This is a genomic window from Curtobacterium sp. VKM Ac-1376, from assembly GCF_015351025.1.
Classification (GTDB): Bacteria; Actinomycetota; Actinomycetes; order Actinomycetales; family Microbacteriaceae; genus Curtobacterium.
On record NZ_JADKRV010000004.1, the window covers coordinates 31395 to 49551 of the forward strand.

Genomic DNA, 18157 nt, shown 5'->3' on the forward strand with positions numbered 1-18157 from the left:
CGACTACTCGACGGTGACCGACTTCGCGAGGTTGCGCGGCTGGTCCACGTCGAGGCCCTTCGCCGCGGCGAGCTCCATGCCGAACATGTGCAGCGGCGCCACGGCGAGCAGCGGCTCGAACAGCGGCGTCGCGAGCGGGATCCGCAGGACCTCGTCGGCGAAGGGCAGCACGGCGGCGTCGCCCTCTTCCGCGATGGCGATCACCCGGGCACCGCGGGCGCGGATCTCCTGGATGTTCGACACGACCTTGGGGTGCAGCGACCGCGGGTCGCGGGGCGACGGCACGATGACGAAGACGATCTGGCCGGGCTCGATGAGCGCGATCGGGCCGTGCTTGAGCTCGCCGGCGGCGAAGCCCTCTGCGTGGATGTACGCGAGCTCCTTGAGCTTCAACGCACCCTCGAGCGCGATCGGGTACCCGACGTGCCGGCCGAGGAACAGGACGCTCCTGGTGTCCGCCATCCAGCGAGCCAGGTCCTTGATGCCGGCGGCGTCGTCGATGGTCTGCTGCAGCTTCGGCGCGAGCCCCTCGAGCTCGGCGACCTGCTCCGCGATCTGCTCCGTGGTGAGCGTGCCGCGCAGCGTCGCCAGGTGCAGCCCGAGCAGGTACAGCGCGACGCCCTGCGCGATGAACGCCTTCGTCGAGGCGACGGCGACCTCGGGCCCGGCGTGCGTGTAGATCACCGCGTCGGACTCACGCGGGATCGTCGCGCCCTGGGTGTTGCAGATCGACAGGACCTGCGCGCCCTGCTCGCGGGCGTACTTGACGGCCATGAGCGTGTCCATGGTCTCGCCGGACTGGCTGATCGAGACGACCAGGGTGCGCTCGTTCAGTACCGGGTCGCGGTAGCGGAACTCGTGCGCGAGCTCGACCTCGACCGGGATCCGAGCCCACTGCTCGATGGCGTACTTGCCGAGGATGCCGGCGTAGGCCGCGGTGCCGCACGCGATCACGATGACCCGGTCGACGGTCGCCAGGCGCTCGGCGATCGGGTCGAGGTCGGTCAGCGTGACGGCGCCGTCGTGCACGCGGCCGAGGATCGTCTTGGCGACGGCCTCGGGCTCCTCGCTGATCTCCTTCGCCATGAACGAGGACCAACCGCCCTTGTCGGCGGCGGAGGCGTCCCAGTTCACCTCGAACTCGCTCGGCGTGGCCGGGGTGCCGTCGAAGTGGATGACGTCGACGCCGTCGGGGCGGATCGTGGCGATCTCGTCCTGCCCGATCGACAGCGCGCGCTGCGTGTAGGCGACGAACGCGGCGACGTCCGAGCCCATGAAGTTCTCGCCGTCGCCGAGCCCGACCACCAGGGGCGAGTTGCGACGGGCGCCGACGACGACGCCGGGCTGGTCGGCGTGCACGACGAGAAGCGTGAACGCGCCCTCGAGTCGCTGCACGGCCTGCTGCATGGCGGCGGTCAGGTCACCGGTCTCGCGGAACGCGCGGCCGACCAGGTGGGCGGCGACCTCGGAGTCGGTCTCGCTGCGGAACGTGGTGCCCTCGGCCTGCAGTTCGGCGCGCAGCTCGGAGAAGTTCTCGATGATGCCGTTGTGGATGAGCGCGAGCTTGTCGCCGTCGGCCAGGTGCGGGTGCGCGTTGCCGTCGGTCGGGCCACCGTGGGTCGCCCAACGGGTGTGCCCGATGCCGGTCGTGCCGTCCGGGATCGGCGACGACTCGAGCTCGTCGACCAGGGCCTGGAGCTTGCCCGCCTTCTTGGCGGACACGAGGTCTCCGGCCGGGTCGACGACGGCGATGCCCGCCGAGTCGTAGCCGCGGTACTCGAGGCGGCGGAGCCCACCGAGGAGGACGTCCTGGCTGCTGTTGCTGCCGACGTAGCCGACGATTCCACACATGGGACCGATCCTACGGTCTGCCTGGACGCCGACCCTGCGAAGTCCCGGGGGTGGGGATAACGTTTCGGCCATGGGACGCTTCGACGACATCGGCATCACCACGCTGCACGGCGAGGACACCACGTTCGGCGCCTACGCCGACAAGGCCGTCCTGGTCGTGAACGTCGCGTCCCGGTGCGGTCTGGCTCCGCAGTACGAGCAGCTCGAGGCCCTGCAGAAGCAGTACGGCCCGCGCGGTTTCACGGTCCTCGGGTTCCCGAGCAACCAGTTCCTGCAGGAGCTCGGTTCGTCCGAGGCCATCGACGAGTACTGCTCCACCACGTGGGGTGTCACGTTCCCGATGTCCGAGAAGGTCAAGGTGAACGGCAAGAGCACCCACCCGCTCTACCAGGCGCTCAAGGAGACCCCCGACGCCGACGGCAAGGCCGGGCGGGTCGCGTGGAACTTCGAGAAGTTCCTCGTCGCCCCCGACGGCAGCGTCACCCGCTTCCGCCCGACCACGAAGCCGGACGCCCCCGAGGTCGTCGCCGCCATCGAGGCGGCCCTGCCCGCCTGACGCGCCGCGTCCCACGGACGCACACCGCGCACTGGACGGGAGGCCCTGCTCACGTCAGCCGGTCGGCTCACGTGATCCGGGCCTCCCGTCTGTACGCTCGATCCCATGCCGTTCTCGGAGACCGCCGTCGCGCACCCGACCCCCTTCGTGGAGATCCCGCGGGACGACTGGTCGCAGCTCGCCCCGAAGGAGCACCTGTCGCTCACCGAGACCGAGATCGTGCAGCTGCGCGGTCTCGGCGACCGGTTGGACATGCAGGAGGTGCAGGAGGTCTACCTCCCCCTGTCGCGACTGCTCACCCTGTACGCGGCCGGTGCACGCAACCTGCACGCCGAGACGAGCCGGTTCCTCGGTGAGCGGGCCAGCCGCACGCCGTTCGTGATCGGGGTCGCGGGGTCGGTCGCGGTCGGCAAGTCCACCGTCGCGCGTCTGCTGCGCGAGCTGACGAAGCGCTGGCCGGACACCCCTCGGGTCGAGCTGGTGACGACCGACGGCTTCCTGTACCCGAACGCCGAGCTCGAGCGACGCGGGATCATGGATCGGAAGGGCTTCCCGGAGTCGTACGACCGGCGGTCCCTGCTGCGCTTCGTGAGCCAGGTGAAGAGCGGGGCGACCGAGGTCCGTGCGCCGTACTACTCGCACCTGGTCTACGACATCGTGCCGGACGCCGAGATCGTCGTCCGGCAGCCAGACGTCCTCATCGTCGAGGGGCTGAACGTGCTGGCACCGCCGGTGCACGGGCGGCTCGCACTGTCCGACCTGTTCGACTTCACCATCTACGTCGACGCGAAGACGAAGGACATCGAGTCCTGGTACGTCGACCGGTTCCTCGCCCTGCAGGAGGAGGCGTTCTCGAGCCCCGACTCGTTCTTCCACCGCTTCGCCTCGCTCTCGCGTGAGGACGCCGTGCGGACCGCGACCGAGGTCTGGCGGGCGATCAACGAGCCGAACCTGCTCGAGAACGTGCTGCCCACGCGCTCCCGCGCCACCCTGGTGCTGAAGAAGGGCGCGAACCACAAGGTGAACTCCGTCCTGCTCCGCAAGATCTGAGCTGGGGCCACGCGGAACCAGGTTCCGGACACCACACCAGGGAAGAACGTGGTGCTGTGTCCGGAACCTGGTTCCGTGAGCGGCGAACGCCCCTACGCGGCGTCGAGCGCCAGGCGGTCCTGCACCACGGCGGCGAGCTCCTCGGCGATGCGCTGGGCATCGTCCTGCGAGGCGGCCTCGACCATCACCCGCACGACCGGCTCGGTGCCCGACGGACGCAGGAGCACGCGGCCGCTGTCCCCGAGCGCTCCGCTGGCGGCGGCGATGGCGTCCTGCACCCCCTGGTCGGCGAGCCCGTGACGGTCGACGCCCCGGACGTTGAGCAGCACCTGCGGGAACACCGTCATGCACGAGGCGAGTTCCTGCAGGGTCTTGCCCGTCCGCGCCATCTCGGCGACCAGGTGCAACCCGGTCAGGATGCCGTCGCCCGTGGTGGCGAACTCGTTGAAGATGATGTGACCGGACTGCTCGCCACCGATGGAGTAGTCGCCCTCGGTCATCTTCTCGAGCACGTAGCGGTCACCCACCCCAGCCTCGATCACGGTGATGCCCGCGTCGGCCATGGCACGCTTCAGGCCGAGGTTCGACATGACCGTCGCGACGAGGGTGTCGTCCTTCAGCCGACCGCGCTCCTGCAGGGACAGGGCGAGGATCGCCATGATCTGGTCGCCGTCGATCGCGTTGCCCGCGGCGTCGACCGCCAGGCAGCGGTCCGCGTCGCCGTCGTGGGCGATGCCGACGTCAGCGCCGGCCTCGAGGACGGCGCGCGACAGGTTGTCGATGTGCGTCGAGCCGACACCGTCGTTGATGTTCATGCCGTCCGGGTCGGCGCCGATGAGCGTGACACGGGCTCCGGCGTTGACGAAGACCTCGGGCGAGACGCCGGCGGCGGCACCGTTGGCGCAGTCGAGCACGACGTGGATGCCGTCGAGCCGGTGCGGCAGGGTGCCGAGCAGGTGCACGACGTAGCGGTCCTCGGCGTCGGCGAACCGGGTGATCCGGCCGACGTCGGCGCCGGTGGGGGTCGGGGCGGAGTGGTCGTGCATGGCCGCTTCGATGCGGTCCTCGACCTCGTCCGGCAGCTTGCGACCACCCGCGGCGAAGAACTTGATCCCGTTGTCGGGCGCGGGGTTGTGCGACGCGGAGATCATCACGCCGAAGTCGGCGTCGATGTCCGCCACGAGGTATGCCGCAGCAGGGGTGGGGATGACCCCGGCGTCGAGCACGTCGACGCCGGCAGAGGCGAGCCCGGCCGCGACAGCGGCGCCGAGGAACTCACCGGAGACGCGCGGGTCGCGCGCCAGGACCGCGCGGGGGCGCGGTCGACCGGACGCCCGGCGGGCGTCGGCATGGTGTCCGTGTGTGAGGACGGCCGCGCTCGCCTGGGCAAGACCCAGTGCGAGCGCGGCCGTCAGCTCGCCGTTGGCGAGACCACGAACCCCGTCGGTACCGAACAGACGCGGCATTGCGATCCCCAGCCGGTGACGACTAGCGCTTCGAGAACTGCGACGCCTTGCGGGCCTTCTTGAGACCGGCCTTCTTGCGCTCGATGACGCGGGCGTCACGGGTGAGGAAGCCGGCCTTCTTGAGGGCCGCGCGGTTGTTCTCGCGGTCGATCTCGTTCAGGGTACGGGCGATGGCGAGACGGAGCGCGCCGGCCTGGCCCGAGGGGCCGCCACCGGTGATGCGGGCGACGACGTCGTACGAGCCGAGGAGCTCGAGGACCTTGAACGGGTCGTTGATGAGCTGCTGGTGCAGCTTGTTCGGGAAGTAGTCCTCGAGCGAGCGACCGTTCACGACGAACGTGCCGGAGCCCGGAACGAGGCGAACGCGCGCGATGGCCTCCTTGCGGCGCCCGACGGCACCGCCGGAGACGTTGAGGATCTGACGGGGAGCAGCCTCGGCAGCGGCGGGTGCGCTCTCCGTGGTGAAGCTCTCCGGGGTCTGGTCGAGGGAATCAGCGATCTGAGCCATGAGTTTTTTCGTGTCCTTGAAGTCGTCGTGGCCGGAACTACTGTGCGACCTGGTCGAAGATGTACGCCTTGGGCTGCTGCGCGGCGTGCGGGTGCTCCGCGCCGGCGTAGACCTTCAGCTTCTTGAGCTGCTCGCGGCCGAGGGTGTTCTTCGGCAGCATGCCGCGGATCGCCTTCTCGACGGCGCGCGTGGGGTGCTTCTCGAGCATCTCCGGGTAGGAGGTCGCCGTCAGGCCGCCCGGGTACCCCGAGTGACGGTAGTAGACCTTCTTCGCGAGCTTCGACCCGGTCAGGGCGACCTTGTCGGCGTTCACGATGATGACGAAGTCACCCATGTCCATGTGCTGGGCGAAGGTGGCCTTGTGCTTGCCGCGCAGGAGCGCCGCGGCGTGGGTGGCGAGACGACCGAGGACGACGTCGGTGGCGTCGATGACGATCCAGTCGTGCTGGACGTCTGCCGGCTTCGGTGAGAACGTGCGAGTCACAGGAGTGCTGCTTTCGTGTCGAGGTGAGGAGTCCGTGAATCCCGCTCCGGTCGGGGGTTCCACATGCAGAAGCCTGCGGAACACCTCGGGTGGAGGGCTCATCTGACTGTCCGCGCGCGGGGCGCACAGACCAAGGTGAGAGCCTAGCCGATGCGGGTCGCGTCGGTCAAACGCGGCCGCCCTGGGGTCACGCCCACACCGCATGGTGAGCAGCAATGGTCGGGTCCGCAGCGCGAACCCGACCATCCCTGCACCCGACGTGCCCCACGCGGGGCATGGGGACTACTCCGCGGCGGCCGCCACCTTCCGACGGCGCACGATCAGCACACCCGCACCCGCCGCGAGCAGCAGGAACGCCACCAGCACACCGGCACCGAGACCCTCAGCACCCGTGAACGCGAGCTGCCCGTCCGTGGTGATCGTGATCGGGGTCCACCCGATCAGGCTGCCGTCCGCAGCGGTCACCGCGAGCCGGTGCACCCCAGCCGCGGTGTCCGACGGGATCGTCACCCGCACCGTGCCGTCAGCCGCGACCACCACGGTGCCGATCAACGTCGGCTCCGAGAACAGCCACACGTCCACCGTGTCACCGGCGTACCGCGAGCCGACCGTCACCGTGATCGTCTCCCCCGCAGCAGCCGTCGCCGGAGCCGAGATCCCACCGCGGTTCCCCTCCGTCAACAGCGACTCCGACGGCGCCACCGGCACCGACGGAACAGCCGAGGGGGTCGCCGTCGGACCCGCGGTCGGACCGCCGGTGGGCATCGGGGTCGGGGTCGGCACCGGCGTCGGGTCCGTGCCCGGGTCGGTCCCGGCAGCAGCCAGGTCGAAGCCGACCAGGATCGGGTCGTGGTCGCTCGCGCGGAACACGTCGTCCGTGTACAGGTTCGACGCGTTGTAGTTGTAGCGGCTGTACTCCAGGCCCACCGACTCGACCGAGTTGATGTTCCAGATGTCCACACCGGTCACGGTCTCGAGCGCAGCGGGTGACGCGAACACGTGGTCGAGCGACCCGCTCAGCCCGGAGAACACGTACGAGTACTCGGTGGCGTCGAGCGCCGGGCCGAGGTCGGTGTAGCCGGCGTCGTCGAGGACGACCACCGGGTCCTCCTTGCTGTAGGCGTTGAAGTCGCCGAGCATGAAGACCCGGTCGGTGCCGTACTGCTCCTGCATGTCCGTGGAGAAGGTGACGAGGGCCTCCGCCTGCTCGACACGGTCGGCGTTCGAGGCGCCCTGGCCGTCACCCTGGTCGGCGTTCTCGCCGGTGCCGGAGCCCTTGGACTTGAAGTGGTTCGCGATCACCAGGAAGTCGTCGTCCGCCGTGCCGCCGACCGGGCGGAACGCGTCCGCGACGGGCTGCCGGGCGTTCGTGAACGCGTCGTCGAGCAGGATCGTCGACTCCCCCGCGGGCTGGACGCGATCCTGCTTGTAGATGAGTGCGAGACGGATGACGTCCTCGCTCGCCGGCACCGTGGCCGGGGACTTCGCGTAGGCCCAGGTGTCCTCGCCGGTGGCGGCGTTCAGCGCGTCGACGAGGGTGGCCACGGCGGCGTCGCGGTCCTGGCCGAAGCGCGCCGAGTTCTCGATCTCCTCGAGCGAGACGACGTCGGCGTCCAGCCCGTTGATCGCCTTGACGATCTTGACCTGCTGGCGCAGGAAGTCCTCTTCCTCGGCGGCACCGCGGGCGTCACAGCCCGAGTTCACCGTGACGGGGTCGCCGGCACGGTCCGTGTAGTACGAGCAGCCGGTGAGTTCGTCGCCCGTGGTCGGGAAGTAGTTCAGCACGTTGAACCCGGCGAGCTTCAGGTCACCGCCGACGTCCTGCGGCTCCGCCTGGCGCACGTTCGAGAACGCGGCGGGCAGGTCGGCCGCCGGTGTGGCTCCGGTGATCGGCGTGGTCGGTTGGAACTTCCAGCCGCTGTTGCGGTAGTCGAGGACGACCGGCTTCGAGAACGTGGCGGTCGCGCCGACCGTGACCGGCCCCTGGGTGAGCCACGACACCGGGATGCTCTTGTTCGCCTGCGTCAGGAAGTTCGTGCTCGCACCGTCGTCGAGCGTGACCTTGCGCGCGGCGTTGGACGCCTCGACGGACTTCGCCTCGGCGCTGCCCGGGCGGCCGACCTCGGTCGGCTGGACGAGCCGGCCGGAGCCGCTGGCCAGCACGACCTCGCCGTACTGGTTCGTCGTGTAGTTGTCGGCGACCGTGTACGAGCCCTGCGGTGCGATGAGCATGCTCTCGAGCGCCTCGCGCTGCGCGTCGGAGGACGGGAACGCGACCGCGGCGGGCTGCGGGGCGACGACGGTGTCGGTGAGCTCCTCGAACGATGCCGTGTTCGACACCGTCAGCTCGGTCAGGCCGAAGTACTCGGAGACCGCACCGGTGACGCGAACGTGGTCACCGACAGCCACCAGGCCGGCGGTCGCGGACGAGTACACGAACACGGCGTCGGAAGCGGTGTGCGTGGTGAGGTCGATCGCGCCGCCGGTGCCCGGGGTCTGGATCGTGTAGCCGTTGAAGCCGCCGTCGGCGTAGACCGCCGTGACGACACCGTCGGTGGTGACGGTCTTGCCGGCGTACGGCGAGGTGTCCGTGGTGCCCTGCAGCTGCGCGATGGTGACGGTCTCGGCGGGCATGCCGGGGTCCGTCGGCTCGGTCGGGTCGGTGGGCTCCGTCGGGTCGGTCGGCGCGGTCGTCTCACCGGCGGCGTTCCGCGGGGTCAACGCCGTCGTCACCGAGAAGTCGGCGCCGTTGTCGTCGGTGTCCGTCGTGCCCTGCCGGGCCAGGCCGTTCGGCACGGCGTTCGCACCCTCGACGGTGCGCACGGTGTCCTCGTACGTGTTCGAGGCACCGTAGCCGAGCAGGTCGACGACGCCCGCGGTACCGGTCGTCACGGGACCCGCGGCGAGCGCCAGGGGTGCGGTGGCGTCGGACAGCACGAGCGTGCCCGTGGTGCCGGAGGGGTTGAGCGACGCGGTGTCGTCCGCCGTCGGCAGGTCCGCACCGACCGCGGTGGCGCCGCCGTTGCCGGCCATCGACACCAGGAACGTGCCCTCGGCCGGGACCGTGCCCTCGAGCGCGCTCGTCGAGAAGGTGCCGGTGCTCGTCGCCGAGCGGTACTGCAGCGACCAGCCGTCGAGCGACACCGGGGCGTCGGTCGGGTTGCCGATCTCGATGAACTTCTGGTTGTAGAAGGCGCCGGTGCTGCCGGCCTTGAGGTAGGCCTCCTCGATGACGAGGTCGGTCCCCTCGGGGTTCGCGGTTGCTGCGGTGACGGTGACGAGTGGGGCCGCGAGGAGCGTCGCGGCCGCCGTGGCGCACAGCAGAGTGCGCCCGAGGGTGTTGGCCATGCCCGCACGCTACCGACCTGCGGGGACGTTCAGGTTGCGTCGAGGTGAATGATTGCGTTCGGCAACACCAGAGGCGGGGTGCTTACCCCCGGTTCATGCTCCGCTCGCCAGCCGGAGGAGCACGACAGCGATGGTGATCGCGTACCAACTGGACAGGCCGCTCCGCTTGCGCGTGAGCCAGAGCGAGGCCGCACCAGCGAGCACCGCGATTCCGGCAGCGACGAGTCGGATCAGCGGCACCTGGCCGTCGACCCCGACGACGAACAGGCCGAGGGTCGCAATGAGGATGAGGCTCGCGGTGCCGACCGATCGACTTCGACGGAGCGTTCTTGTGCCTGCCACGTCACACCTCCGCTGAACGCGTGCGGAGCCAGCCTCCGACCAGAGGCACACCGATCCACAGGAGCCCAGACGTCAAGGAAGGCAGGAAAGGAGCATCCCCGGTCACTCCGGCTTGAACGGTGCTGAACCGGATGAAGTCCGTCCAGGGGCCGGCGAGCGCCAGTGTCGTGTCCACGACGAGGATGATCAAGAGGACACTCGCCAGTGCAACCGCGAGGCCTCTGAGCGACGCACCGATGCCAAAGCCCAGGGCTGCCGCCGCGAGAGCGAGCGATGCGACCTCTCCGAGTTGCGTCACGAAGGACACCGACGACAACTCGCCGCCGAGCGCGCTGGCCACCACGACGGAGAGAAGTGCCACAGCTGTGCTCGCAATGACCAGACCAGCCACCATCGCGACACAGGCACATCCACGCGCGAGGTAGAGGGTGTCGCGGGAGAGGCAAGTGAGTATCCCGTCGCGTTCCCCGCCCACCCGTCCGTCACCCACGCCGAACACGACGCCGATGATCGCCGAGGCGAGCGCGGCCGGGAGACCGACGATCACGAGCACTTCGCCGGCTCCGAAGGAGGGAGCGGACTTCACCACCCAGACGCTGAGCACACCGCACGCGATGACCAAGGCACTCAACAGCGCGTATGCAGTGATGGAGCCCTGCGTGTCGGTGCGCTTGCGGAGCTCCAGGAGCGAGCTCTGGACGAAGGAGATCATCGCGCGCCCCCTGCCAAGTACTCACCCGTTGTTGTGGTCGCGTAGAGGTCCTCGAGGTCGGTCCCACGTTCCTCGACACCGAAGACGTCGAGTGAGTTGGTGACCGCTTCACGAACAGCTTCCGGCGCAGGCAGGTCGACGCTCACCCATTCACCGCGGATCGTGCTGCAGCACCCCTTCAGCCCGAAGATGTCTACCAAAGCAGCCGGATCATTCACCCGGATGAGACAGCCGGGTTGTGCGACGCGGCGCATCGACTCGATGCGGGTGATCGTTCCGGCGCTGATGATCACCGCGACGTCGATGAATTGTGCCAGTTCGCTCAAGAGATGACTCGACACCACGACGATCACGCCCCGGCTCCGCATGTCCGCGATGACCGACCTGACCCACGAGATACCGTCCGGGTCGAGACCGTTCATCGGTTCGTCGAGGATCAGAAGACCGGGCTCGCCGATGGTCGCCGCGGCGATCGCCAGGCGTATGCGCATCCCGAGAGACAGCGCACCGACCTTCCGGCGCGCAACGGACTCCAGGCCGGCTCGGCGGAGCGCATCGTCCGCGACTTCCCGTCCCAACCGCGCGTAGGAGCCGCGGAGGCGAATCGTCTCGCGGACAGTCCGACCCGGGTGAAGTCCGTTTTCCGACAGAACGGCCCCGACGAGGGTCGGAGGCGACGACAGCTCTCCCGACGAGGCCGGGACCAAACGCGCAAGGACTGACATCAGCGAGGACTTCCCCGCCCCGTTCGGACCGATCAGGCCGTACACGACGCCTGGAGCGAGCCGGAGGTTCACTCCGTCCAGGCGTGGACGGCCACGCCCGCGCAAGCGAACGTCGACCATTTCGAGCATTGTGCTCCTCTCGCGCTACGGCTGCGGGGAGCGTTGCACCACTCCCCGCAGCCGTCATCGATCAACCGAAGAAGTAGTTCCAGAGCGCGCTGAACAGTTCGGTTACGCTCATGTTCCCGACTGCGGTGATGCCAGCGCGGATCCGCCCCGCCAGTGCGTTCCACCACCTCTTGAAGTTGTTGATTCCCCCTCGGACCGCGTTCTTCATCCCGGTCATGATCGACGAGGCGTTTTTCTTGATCCAGTTGACGATCGATCCGATCGGCACCCTGTTGGTCGAGTTCTCCCCCTGCGGAACAGGTGAGCTCGGCACGGGGCTCGATCTCATCGGGACTACTCCTGAAACGCCGCGCTCTCCGGCATTGGCCGATACGGAGATCGTCGACGCAGGCGCTGCCGCCGCAGCTGTTGCGCCCACCGTGCTCAGCATGGCGCCGGTGACGATCGCCCCGATCACCCCGACCGTACGAATTCGATTCATCCTTACGCCAATCGTTGCGGCTTCTTCGCCGTGCACCGATCGTGGCAGACCAAACGCTCATATTCCAGCGTTTCGGTTTCAGATATATACCAACCCGATAACGAAGTGCCGGACAGTCGTCAGCCTTGCGGCGCTCGCACGAGTTCCGCCCGCTCCGCAAGCTCCGCGCCCGCCGGCTGGTCCACGTCGGCCAGGGGGCCAGGGGGCCAGAGGGCCAGGGCGGACGATCGCGTCCGGCAACATCAGCCGATGGGCAACCATGTCCCACCGACGCGACGGACGGCCGGTCCGTGCCCGGGGAGCACGAGCGCGGGGAACGGCAGCGCCCGCGCGGACTCGAGCGCGCGGTCCTGGTCGGCGGTGAAGAACGGCGTGATCATCCGGGGCCGCGGGCCCACGACCCGGGCTGGGTGTCGTGCCGGCTCACGACCGCGTCACCCGTGACGATCGCGTCCGCGGCGGGGAGCAGGTAGGCGGTTGAGCCGTCCGTGTGCCCGACCGCCGGGAACGGCGTGATCGCCCGTCCGGCGAAGTCCGCACCCGTGAAGGCTCGGGCCGACGGCACGGTGGTCGGCCGCAGGGCGTCGGAGCGGAGCGCACGGGCCAGCCAGGCGAGCACGCGCGGGCTGGCGAGCCGTCCGCCGATCTCCGCGGGGGTGACCTGCTGCCGCTCCGGTCCGCGCACGTTGCCGAGCTCGTCGGCGTGGGCGAGCACCTCGACGTCGGGGTGGCGCTCGAGGATCCCGGGGATGCCTCCGACGTGGTCGACGTGTCCGTGCGTGACGTAGACGCGCCGGAGGTCGGCAGGGTCGTGGCCGGCTGCCCGCACGGTGTCGAGCACGAGCTCGGTGTCGGCCGGGTACCCGGCGTCGATCAGTGCGACGCCGACTTCTTCGGCCAGGACCACCCAGTTGGACACCGGCCCCTCGACGAAGACGACTCCTGGGGCGACGGACACGACGGAACGGGGTTCGCGCGGGCTCATCCCTCGACGGTACCGTCCGCCGATCGTCGGGCCCTGGTCTGCTCCGCCCGCTCCGCGAGCTCCGCGTCCGCCGGGTACCCCACCTCGGTCAGGGTCAGTCCCTTCGCCGGCGCCGTCTTGAACGCGCTCGTGCGCTCCTGGGCGACACGCAGCTCCTCGAGGTGGTCCGGCCCGAAGCGGCCCTCGCCGACGGCGATGGTCGCCCCCACCATCGCCCGCACCATGGAGTGGCAGAAGGCATCGGCCTGGAGGCGCGCCACCAGCACGCCATCCGGCTCACGGTCCCATCGGAACTGCTGCAACGTCCGGATGGTCGTCGCCCCCTCGCGCGGCTTGCAGAACGTCGCGAAGTCGTGCAACCCGAGCAGCGTCAGCGCACCGTGCTCCATCGCTGCCGGATCGAGCCGCGCCCCGTGCCAGACCGTGTGCCCGCGTCGACGTGGATCGCGCGGGGCGTCGGCGTCCGCGATCCGGTACTCGTACCGGCGCCAGAGCGGGGAGAACCGGGCGTCGAACCCGGCGGGCGCCACCGAGGCACCGGTGACGACGACGTCCCCCTCGGGGCCCGCGATGCCGTTGATCCGCTTGACCAGCCCGTCCAGGGGTGAGCGTCCCGAACCGCGCTTGGCGGCGAGCGCTGCCCACTGCTCCGCCGACAGGTCGAGGTGTGCGACCTGTCCGGTGGCGTGCACCCCGGCGTCGGTGCGTCCGGCGACGGTCAGCAACGGCGGTTCGCCCCAGCGGGTGAAGACGGTGGCGAGTGCGGTCTCGAGCGCGCCCTGCACGGTCCGGAGCCCGGGCTGTCGGGCCCACCCGGAGAACGACGCACCGTCGTAGGCGATGTCCAGCCGCAGCCGCACGTCGTCCCCGCGCTCGGCGCCCTGGAGCCCGTCCGTCTCGTCCACGTGACCACCGTACCGGCGGTGATCCGCGCCTCCCGGCCGTCACCGCGCTGTGGTCGACCGCGGCCGACGGTGCCCGCTCAGCCGCGCGGACGACCGAACGCCGACGGACCGGTCCGGGTGTCGAGGTCGTCGGTCGCCCGGCGCTCGGACTCGACGATGCCGCGCAGCGCGACGAGCGCCGCGGACGTCACCGCCACGTGCGAAGGGTTCTCCCGCGACGCGTCGAGCGCCTGCTCGAGCCGCGCGATGGCGTCCTCGGCCTGGTCCTCCGGGGACTCGCCGCGGATGGTGCTCGAGATCTTCCGCAGCGCCTCGGCGATGGGCGTCGCGAACGCGGGGTCCGGGCGGCCGACCCCCTCGGAGACCGGCCCGGAGCGCGCCACGAGCTCGGTGAGGTCCGTCGTGTACCAGGCGACCCGCTCGAGGGCACGGAACCGGGCGCCGTCCTTCTGCAGGCGGGCACGCGAACCGCGGAGCGCGCCGCGCGGGTTGAGCCGGCGGCTCTCGTGCGCGATCGCGACCCGGGAGCGGACATCGGCGATCGCACGGTCCAGGCGGTCCTGCTGGTGGTCCCACGCTCTCTCGTCGCGCGTGCCCTCCTCGAGCACGGCCGCGAGACCCTCGAGGTGGTCCGCGAGGACGCCGTTGACCGCGTCGATGCGGTGTTCGGCGTCCCAGAAGTGCAGCGGCGGGAACACGAGGAAGTTGACGAGCAGGCCCACCACGACGCCGACGGCCATCTGCACGAGGTACCCGAGCGAGTACCCCTCGGCGTGCGCACCGCCGACGAGCAGCACGAACAGCGCGGCCGTGGAGACCCAGGAGCTGCCCTCCCCGAGGACCCGGAAGCCCCCGACCAGCACGCCGACGCCGACGGCGAGTGCGATCGCCAGGAAGCCGGGGTCGCCGACCCACATGGTGAACCCCGCGATGACGATGCCCAGGCCGATGCCGACCAGCGTCTGCACCCCGCTCCTGATCCCCGCGAACACCGTGGTCTGCATCGCGACGACCGCGCCGAGCGGTGCGTAGTACGGGTACTCGGCGGCGACACCCGGGATGTGCTGGGCGATCACCCACGCGATCACGGCGGCGGCGGCGGCCTTGCCGGCGTGGAGCAGGCGCGGCTGCGTGCCCGAGGTCCGGCTCCACCGCCAGACGCGGCTGCCCAGACCCGTCACGTGCTGGAACGCCATGACTTCCTTCCCTGTCGTACCGGTCGGCCACCCTACGCGGGCCGGTGCCGGACTGCGGGTGGCACCGGACACGAGGAAGCCCCCGCGACCTGGGTCGCGGGGGCTTCCTCGTGGTGGTGCGCTGCCCTGGTGGGCACCGGACTACTTGGCGTCGTCGGCCTTCTCGGCAGCGTCGGCTTCGACCTCGGCAGCTGCGTCGGTCTCGGTCTCGGACTCGACCGGTGCGGACTCCTCGGTGGTCTCGGTCTCCTCGACCGGCGCCTCCTCGGTGGTCTCGTCGGTGCTGGTCTCCTCGACCGGAGCGGCGGTGGCAACCGGGGCTGCGTCGCGCTTCACCGGGGCGGGCGTACCCGAAACCGGCTCGAGGACGAGCTCGATCGACGCCAGCGGGGCGTTGTCGCCCTTGCGGAAGCCGAGCTTCGTGATGCGGGTGTAACCACCCTGGCGCTCCTCGACCTGCGGGGCGATCTCGGTGAACAGCGTGTGCACGACGGACTTGTCGCGCAGGATGCCGATCACGCGACGACGCGCGTGCAGGTCGCCACGCTTCGCGAACGTGATGAGACGCTCGGCGACCGGACGGAGGCGCTTGGCCTTCGTCTCGGTGGTCGTGATGCGACCGTGGGTGAAGAGGGCGTTGGCGAGGTTGCTCAGGAGCAGGCGCTCGTGGGCGGGACCGCCACCGAGGCGGGGGCCCTTGGTGGGCTTCGGCATGTCAGTTCTCCAGTGGTGAAAGTGGTGCGCGCGGTGTCAGCGCGCTTGCGCGTGAGCGCGAGGTCAGTTGTTGGACTCGTCCTCGTCGTACCCGCTGTAGAAGTGGGCGCCGTCGAATCCGGGGACGGTGTCCTTGAGGGACAGGCCGAGCTCGGTGAGCTTGTCCTTGACCTCGTCCACCGACTTCTGACCGAAGTTGCGGATGTTCATGAGCTGCGTCTCCGACAGGGCGACGAGCTCGGACACCGTGTTGATGCCCTCCCGCTTCAGGCAGTTGTAGCTGCGGACCGACAGGTCGAGGTCCTCGATCGGGGTCTGCAGTTCGTTCGAGAGCACGGCGTCGACCGGCGCGGGGCCGATCTCGATGCCCTCGGCCGCCGTGTTGAGCTCGCGGGCGAGCCCGAACAGCTCGACGAGCGTGCGACCGGCCGACGCGATGGCGTCGCGCGGCGTGATCGCCGGCTTCGCCTCGACGTCGACGACCAGGCGGTCGAAGTCCGTGCGCTCACCGGCACGCGTCGCCTCGACGCGGTAGGTGACCTTGAGCACGGGCGAGTAGATCGAGTCGATCGGGATCTGACCGGCCTCGCTGAACTCGGAACGGTTCTGCGTCGCCGAGACGTAGCCGCGGCCGCGCTCGATCGTGAGCTCGAGCTCGAAGCGCGCGGTGTCGTTCAGGGTCGCGATGACGAGTTCCGGGTTGTGGATCTCGACGCCGGCCGGAGCGGAGATGTCCGCCGCGGTGACCTGACCGGCACCCTGCTTGCGCAGGTACGCCGTGATGGGCTCGTCGTGCTCACTGGAGACGACCAGGCTCTTGATGTTGAGGATGATCTCGGTGACGTCTTCCTTGACACCGGGGACGGTGCTGAATTCGTGGAGGACGCCGTCGATGCGGATGCTGGTGACAGCCGCGCCCGGGATCGAGGAGAGGAGCGTGCGGCGCAGCGAGTTGCCGAGGGTGTAACCGAAGCCCGGCTCGAGCGGCTCGATGACGAAGCGCGAGCGGTGCTCGGAGATCGGCTCCTCGGTCAGGGTGGGGCGCTGTGCAATGAGCACTGTGGGATTCCTTTCGGCGAAGTGTCCGCTATATGACACTTGGCGGTACGACGGGGCCGCATGGGCCCCGACGGGTCTGTTGAGTTGTGATCACGCGCACACATGTGCGCGATCGAACGACCAGGAATGGCCGCGGGCCCTGCCCGACCCCGTCAGGGTTCGAGCAGGGCGCGGCCGGTTGCTCCTCGCGTCAGACGCGGCGGCGCTTGGGCGGGCGGCACCCGTTGTGCGCCTGCGGCGTGACGTCGTTGATCGAGCCGACCTCGAGGCCAGCGGCCTGGAGCGAGCGGATCGCGGTCTCGCGACCCGAACCCGGACCCTTCACGAAGACGTCGACCTTCTTGACGCCGTGCTCCTGCGCCTGACGCGCAGCGGACTCGGCGGCGAGCTGCGCCGCGAACGGCGTCGACTTGCGCGAACCCTTGAAGCCGACGGCACCCGAGGACGCCCAGCTGAGGACGGCACCGGACGGGTCGGTGATGCTGACGATGGTGTTGTTGAACGTGCTCTTGATGTGAGCCTGGCCCACTGCGACGTTCTTCTTTTCCTTGCGGCGCGGCTTGCGCGCGGCAGTCTTGGGGGTAGCCATGATGATCTCCTATCGGGCCTTCTTCTTGCCTGCCACGGTGCGCTTCGGCCCCTTGCGGGTACGAGCGTTGGTCTTGGTGCGCTGACCGCGCACCGGGAGACCACGACGGTGGCGGAGACCCTCGTAGCTGCCGATCTCGACCTTGCGGCGGATGTCGGCGGCCACCTCGCGGCGGAGGTCACCCTCGACCTTGAAGTTGCCCTCGATGAAGTCACGGAGGGCGACGAGCTGCTCGTCGGTCAGGTCCTTGACACGGATGTCGCCGGAGATACCGGTTTCGGTCAGTGCCTGGACTGCGCGGGTACGGCCGACGCCGTAGATGTACGTGAGTGCGATCTCCACGCGCTTCTCGCGCGGGATGTCGACGCCTGCTAGACGTGCCATGTGCTGGCTGCTCCTGTTGTTCGTGGAGGTGTGGCGCAGTACCGGTGCCCGGGCCTCCGCCCGAGGTGTCCCCCGACCGTCGTGCGGTCGGGTTCTGGTACTGCGTTGTCGATCTTCAGTTGTGGGTCGTGCTCGAGCAGCCTGCTGTCCGATGGACAGCGCCGGCTTCGGTCACGCGCCCAGGGCTAGCCCTGGCGCTGCTTGTGACGCGGGTTGCTCTTGCAGATCACCATGACGCGGCCCTTGCGGCGGATCACTCGGCAGTGTTCGCACATGGGCTTGACGCTGGGGTTGACCTTCATGGTTGTTTCCTCGTGCTCGCTGGCTTCGTGCGCGGCAGGATTGCCGTGCCGTTCCTTTCCAGCTCGCGGATCACTTGTAGCGGTAGACGATCCGGCCGCGGGTCAGGTCGTACGGGCTCAGCTCCACGATCACGCGGTCCTCTGGGAGGATGCGGATGTAGTGCTGGCGCATCTTCCCCGAGATGTGCGCGAGGACCTTGTGTCCGTTCGTCAGCTCAACGCGGAACATCGCGTTGGGCAGAGCTTCGAGCACCGAGCCTTCGATCTCGATGACGCCGTCTTTCTTGGCCATAGCCTCACTGTCGCTTGGTTGTGGAACTGGTGTGATCCCCGAACCGGTCTGCGGGTCGGTCGCCACACCCGAGAGGGCA

At 69.5% G+C, this 18157-nt stretch carries 21 protein-coding genes; 2 read left to right on the forward strand and 19 right to left on the reverse strand.

All coding sequences use genetic code 11. The features are described from left to right. Positions 1-3 precede the first annotated feature (3 nt). Positions 4-1851, reverse strand: a complete 1848-nt coding sequence (gene glmS, locus ITJ56_RS06820) for a glutamine--fructose-6-phosphate transaminase (isomerizing) (RefSeq protein ID WP_194629026.1) — start codon at positions 1849-1851, stop codon at positions 4-6. A 70-nt stretch (positions 1852-1921) separates the two neighbouring features. Between glmS and ITJ56_RS06825 the strand changes: the two genes are divergently transcribed. Continuing rightward, on the forward strand, positions 1922-2407 hold the full coding sequence (locus tag ITJ56_RS06825; RefSeq protein WP_194629028.1) for a glutathione peroxidase: 486 nt from the start codon (positions 1922-1924) through the stop codon (positions 2405-2407). Positions 2408-2512: 105 nt separating this feature from the next. Further along, positions 2513-3457, forward strand: a complete 945-nt coding sequence (gene coaA / locus ITJ56_RS06830) for a type I pantothenate kinase (protein ID WP_194629030.1) — start codon at positions 2513-2515, stop codon at positions 3455-3457. Positions 3458-3549: 92 nt separating this feature from the next. Here coaA and glmM read toward each other — a convergent pair whose 3' ends face one another. From glmM to infA, 18 genes are all read right to left on the reverse strand, one after another. Further along, entirely contained in the window at positions 3550-4923 is a 1374-nt protein-coding gene (gene glmM / locus ITJ56_RS06835) for a phosphoglucosamine mutase (RefSeq protein WP_194629032.1), read from the reverse strand. Between the two features lie 22 nt (positions 4924-4945). Continuing rightward, on the reverse strand, positions 4946-5431 hold the full coding sequence (gene rpsI / locus ITJ56_RS06840; protein WP_111116925.1) for a 30S ribosomal protein S9: 486 nt from the start codon (positions 5429-5431) through the stop codon (positions 4946-4948). A gap of 37 nt (positions 5432-5468) precedes the next feature. After that, positions 5469-5915, reverse strand: a complete 447-nt coding sequence (gene rplM, locus ITJ56_RS06845) for a 50S ribosomal protein L13 (RefSeq protein WP_194629034.1) — start codon at positions 5913-5915, stop codon at positions 5469-5471. A gap of 282 nt (positions 5916-6197) precedes the next feature. Continuing rightward, positions 6198-9263: an ExeM/NucH family extracellular endonuclease gene (locus ITJ56_RS06850; RefSeq protein ID WP_194629036.1), complete on the reverse strand. Its 3066-nt coding sequence runs from the start codon at positions 9261-9263 to the stop codon at positions 6198-6200. A gap of 93 nt (positions 9264-9356) precedes the next feature. Further along, a complete protein-coding gene (locus ITJ56_RS06855) occupies positions 9357-9605 on the reverse strand; it encodes a hypothetical protein (protein ID WP_194629038.1) in 249 nt (82 codons plus the stop codon). 1 nt (position 9606) lies between these two features. After that, positions 9607-10317: a hypothetical protein gene (locus tag ITJ56_RS06860; RefSeq protein ID WP_194629040.1), complete on the reverse strand. Its 711-nt coding sequence runs from the start codon at positions 10315-10317 to the stop codon at positions 9607-9609. After that, complete coding sequence (locus ITJ56_RS06865) at positions 10314-11171, reverse strand: ATP-binding cassette domain-containing protein (RefSeq protein WP_194629049.1); 858 nt, start codon at positions 11169-11171, stop codon at positions 10314-10316. The genes ITJ56_RS06860 and ITJ56_RS06865 overlap by 4 nt, the downstream gene beginning before the upstream one ends. 61 nt (positions 11172-11232) lie before the next feature. Continuing rightward, entirely contained in the window at positions 11233-11628 is a 396-nt protein-coding gene (locus ITJ56_RS06870) for a hypothetical protein (protein WP_194629051.1), read from the reverse strand. 266 nt (positions 11629-11894) lie between these two features. Continuing rightward, positions 11895-12032: a hypothetical protein gene (locus ITJ56_RS06875; protein WP_194629053.1), complete on the reverse strand. Its 138-nt coding sequence runs from the start codon at positions 12030-12032 to the stop codon at positions 11895-11897. Next, complete coding sequence (locus ITJ56_RS06880; RefSeq protein WP_194629055.1) at positions 12029-12637, reverse strand: MBL fold metallo-hydrolase; 609 nt, start codon at positions 12635-12637, stop codon at positions 12029-12031. Before ITJ56_RS06880 ends, ITJ56_RS06875 begins: the two co-directional genes overlap by 4 nt. Further along, entirely contained in the window at positions 12634-13542 is a 909-nt protein-coding gene (gene truA, locus ITJ56_RS06885) for a tRNA pseudouridine(38-40) synthase TruA (protein ID WP_194629057.1), read from the reverse strand. Before truA ends, ITJ56_RS06880 begins: the two co-directional genes overlap by 4 nt. A 77-nt stretch (positions 13543-13619) precedes the next feature. Next, positions 13620-14738 carry an FUSC family protein gene (locus ITJ56_RS06890; RefSeq protein WP_194629058.1) on the reverse strand — a complete coding sequence of 373 codons (1119 nt, stop codon included), beginning with the start codon at positions 14736-14738 and terminating at the stop codon, positions 13620-13622. 141 nt (positions 14739-14879) lie between these two features. Continuing rightward, positions 14880-15452 carry a 50S ribosomal protein L17 gene (gene rplQ / locus ITJ56_RS06895; RefSeq protein ID WP_194629060.1) on the reverse strand — a complete coding sequence of 191 codons (573 nt, stop codon included), beginning with the start codon at positions 15450-15452 and terminating at the stop codon, positions 14880-14882. A 63-nt stretch (positions 15453-15515) separates the two neighbouring features. Beyond that, positions 15516-16511: a DNA-directed RNA polymerase subunit alpha gene (locus tag ITJ56_RS06900; protein ID WP_017885506.1), complete on the reverse strand. Its 996-nt coding sequence runs from the start codon at positions 16509-16511 to the stop codon at positions 15516-15518. A 190-nt stretch (positions 16512-16701) separates the two neighbouring features. Further along, the gene (rpsK, locus tag ITJ56_RS06905; RefSeq protein ID WP_017885507.1) at positions 16702-17100 is read right to left on the reverse strand and encodes a 30S ribosomal protein S11; all 399 of its coding nucleotides are present in this window, start codon (positions 17098-17100) and stop codon (positions 16702-16704) included. Positions 17101-17109: 9 nt separating this feature from the next. Beyond that, positions 17110-17484, reverse strand: a complete 375-nt coding sequence (rpsM, locus tag ITJ56_RS06910; protein ID WP_194629062.1) for a 30S ribosomal protein S13 — start codon at positions 17482-17484, stop codon at positions 17110-17112. 185 nt (positions 17485-17669) lie between these two features. After that, entirely contained in the window at positions 17670-17786 is a 117-nt protein-coding gene (gene rpmJ / locus ITJ56_RS06915) for a 50S ribosomal protein L36 (RefSeq protein ID WP_071276701.1), read from the reverse strand. Positions 17787-17856: 70 nt separating this feature from the next. Then, complete coding sequence (gene infA, locus ITJ56_RS06920; RefSeq protein WP_017885509.1) at positions 17857-18078, reverse strand: translation initiation factor IF-1; 222 nt, start codon at positions 18076-18078, stop codon at positions 17857-17859. Between the last annotated feature and the right edge of the window lie 79 nt (positions 18079-18157).

Excerpts from the sequence above, each read along its gene's own strand:
- glmS (WP_194629026.1), bottom strand. The coding sequence starts at position 1,851 with ATGTGTGGAATCGTCGGCTACGTCGGCAGCAACAGCAGCCAGGACGTC.
- ITJ56_RS06825 (WP_194629028.1), top strand. The coding sequence starts at position 1,922 with ATGGGACGCTTCGACGACATCGGCATCACCACGCTGCACGGCGAGGAC.
- coaA (WP_194629030.1), top strand. The coding sequence starts at position 2,513 with ATGCCGTTCTCGGAGACCGCCGTCGCGCACCCGACCCCCTTCGTGGAG.
- glmM (WP_194629032.1), bottom strand. The coding sequence starts at position 4,923 with ATGCCGCGTCTGTTCGGTACCGACGGGGTTCGTGGTCTCGCCAACGGC.
- rpsI (WP_111116925.1), bottom strand. The coding sequence starts at position 5,431 with ATGGCTCAGATCGCTGATTCCCTCGACCAGACCCCGGAGAGCTTCACC.
- ITJ56_RS06850 (WP_194629036.1), bottom strand. The coding sequence starts at position 9,263 with ATGGCCAACACCCTCGGGCGCACTCTGCTGTGCGCCACGGCGGCCGCG.
- ITJ56_RS06860 (WP_194629040.1), bottom strand. The coding sequence starts at position 10,317 with ATGATCTCCTTCGTCCAGAGCTCGCTCCTGGAGCTCCGCAAGCGCACC.
- ITJ56_RS06865 (WP_194629049.1), bottom strand. The coding sequence starts at position 11,171 with ATGCTCGAAATGGTCGACGTTCGCTTGCGCGGGCGTGGCCGTCCACGC.
- ITJ56_RS06875 (WP_194629053.1), bottom strand. The coding sequence starts at position 12,032 with ATGATCACGCCGTTCTTCACCGCCGACCAGGACCGCGCGCTCGAGTCC.
- ITJ56_RS06880 (WP_194629055.1), bottom strand. The coding sequence starts at position 12,637 with ATGAGCCCGCGCGAACCCCGTTCCGTCGTGTCCGTCGCCCCAGGAGTC.
- ITJ56_RS06890 (WP_194629058.1), bottom strand. The coding sequence starts at position 14,738 with ATGGCGTTCCAGCACGTGACGGGTCTGGGCAGCCGCGTCTGGCGGTGG.
- rplQ (WP_194629060.1), bottom strand. The coding sequence starts at position 15,452 with ATGCCGAAGCCCACCAAGGGCCCCCGCCTCGGTGGCGGTCCCGCCCAC.
- rpsK (WP_017885507.1), bottom strand. The coding sequence starts at position 17,100 with ATGGCTACCCCCAAGACTGCCGCGCGCAAGCCGCGCCGCAAGGAAAAG.
- rpsM (WP_194629062.1), bottom strand. The coding sequence starts at position 17,484 with ATGGCACGTCTAGCAGGCGTCGACATCCCGCGCGAGAAGCGCGTGGAG.
- rpmJ (WP_071276701.1), bottom strand. The coding sequence starts at position 17,786 with ATGAAGGTCAACCCCAGCGTCAAGCCCATGTGCGAACACTGCCGAGTG.
- infA (WP_017885509.1), bottom strand. The coding sequence starts at position 18,078 with ATGGCCAAGAAAGACGGCGTCATCGAGATCGAAGGCTCGGTGCTCGAA.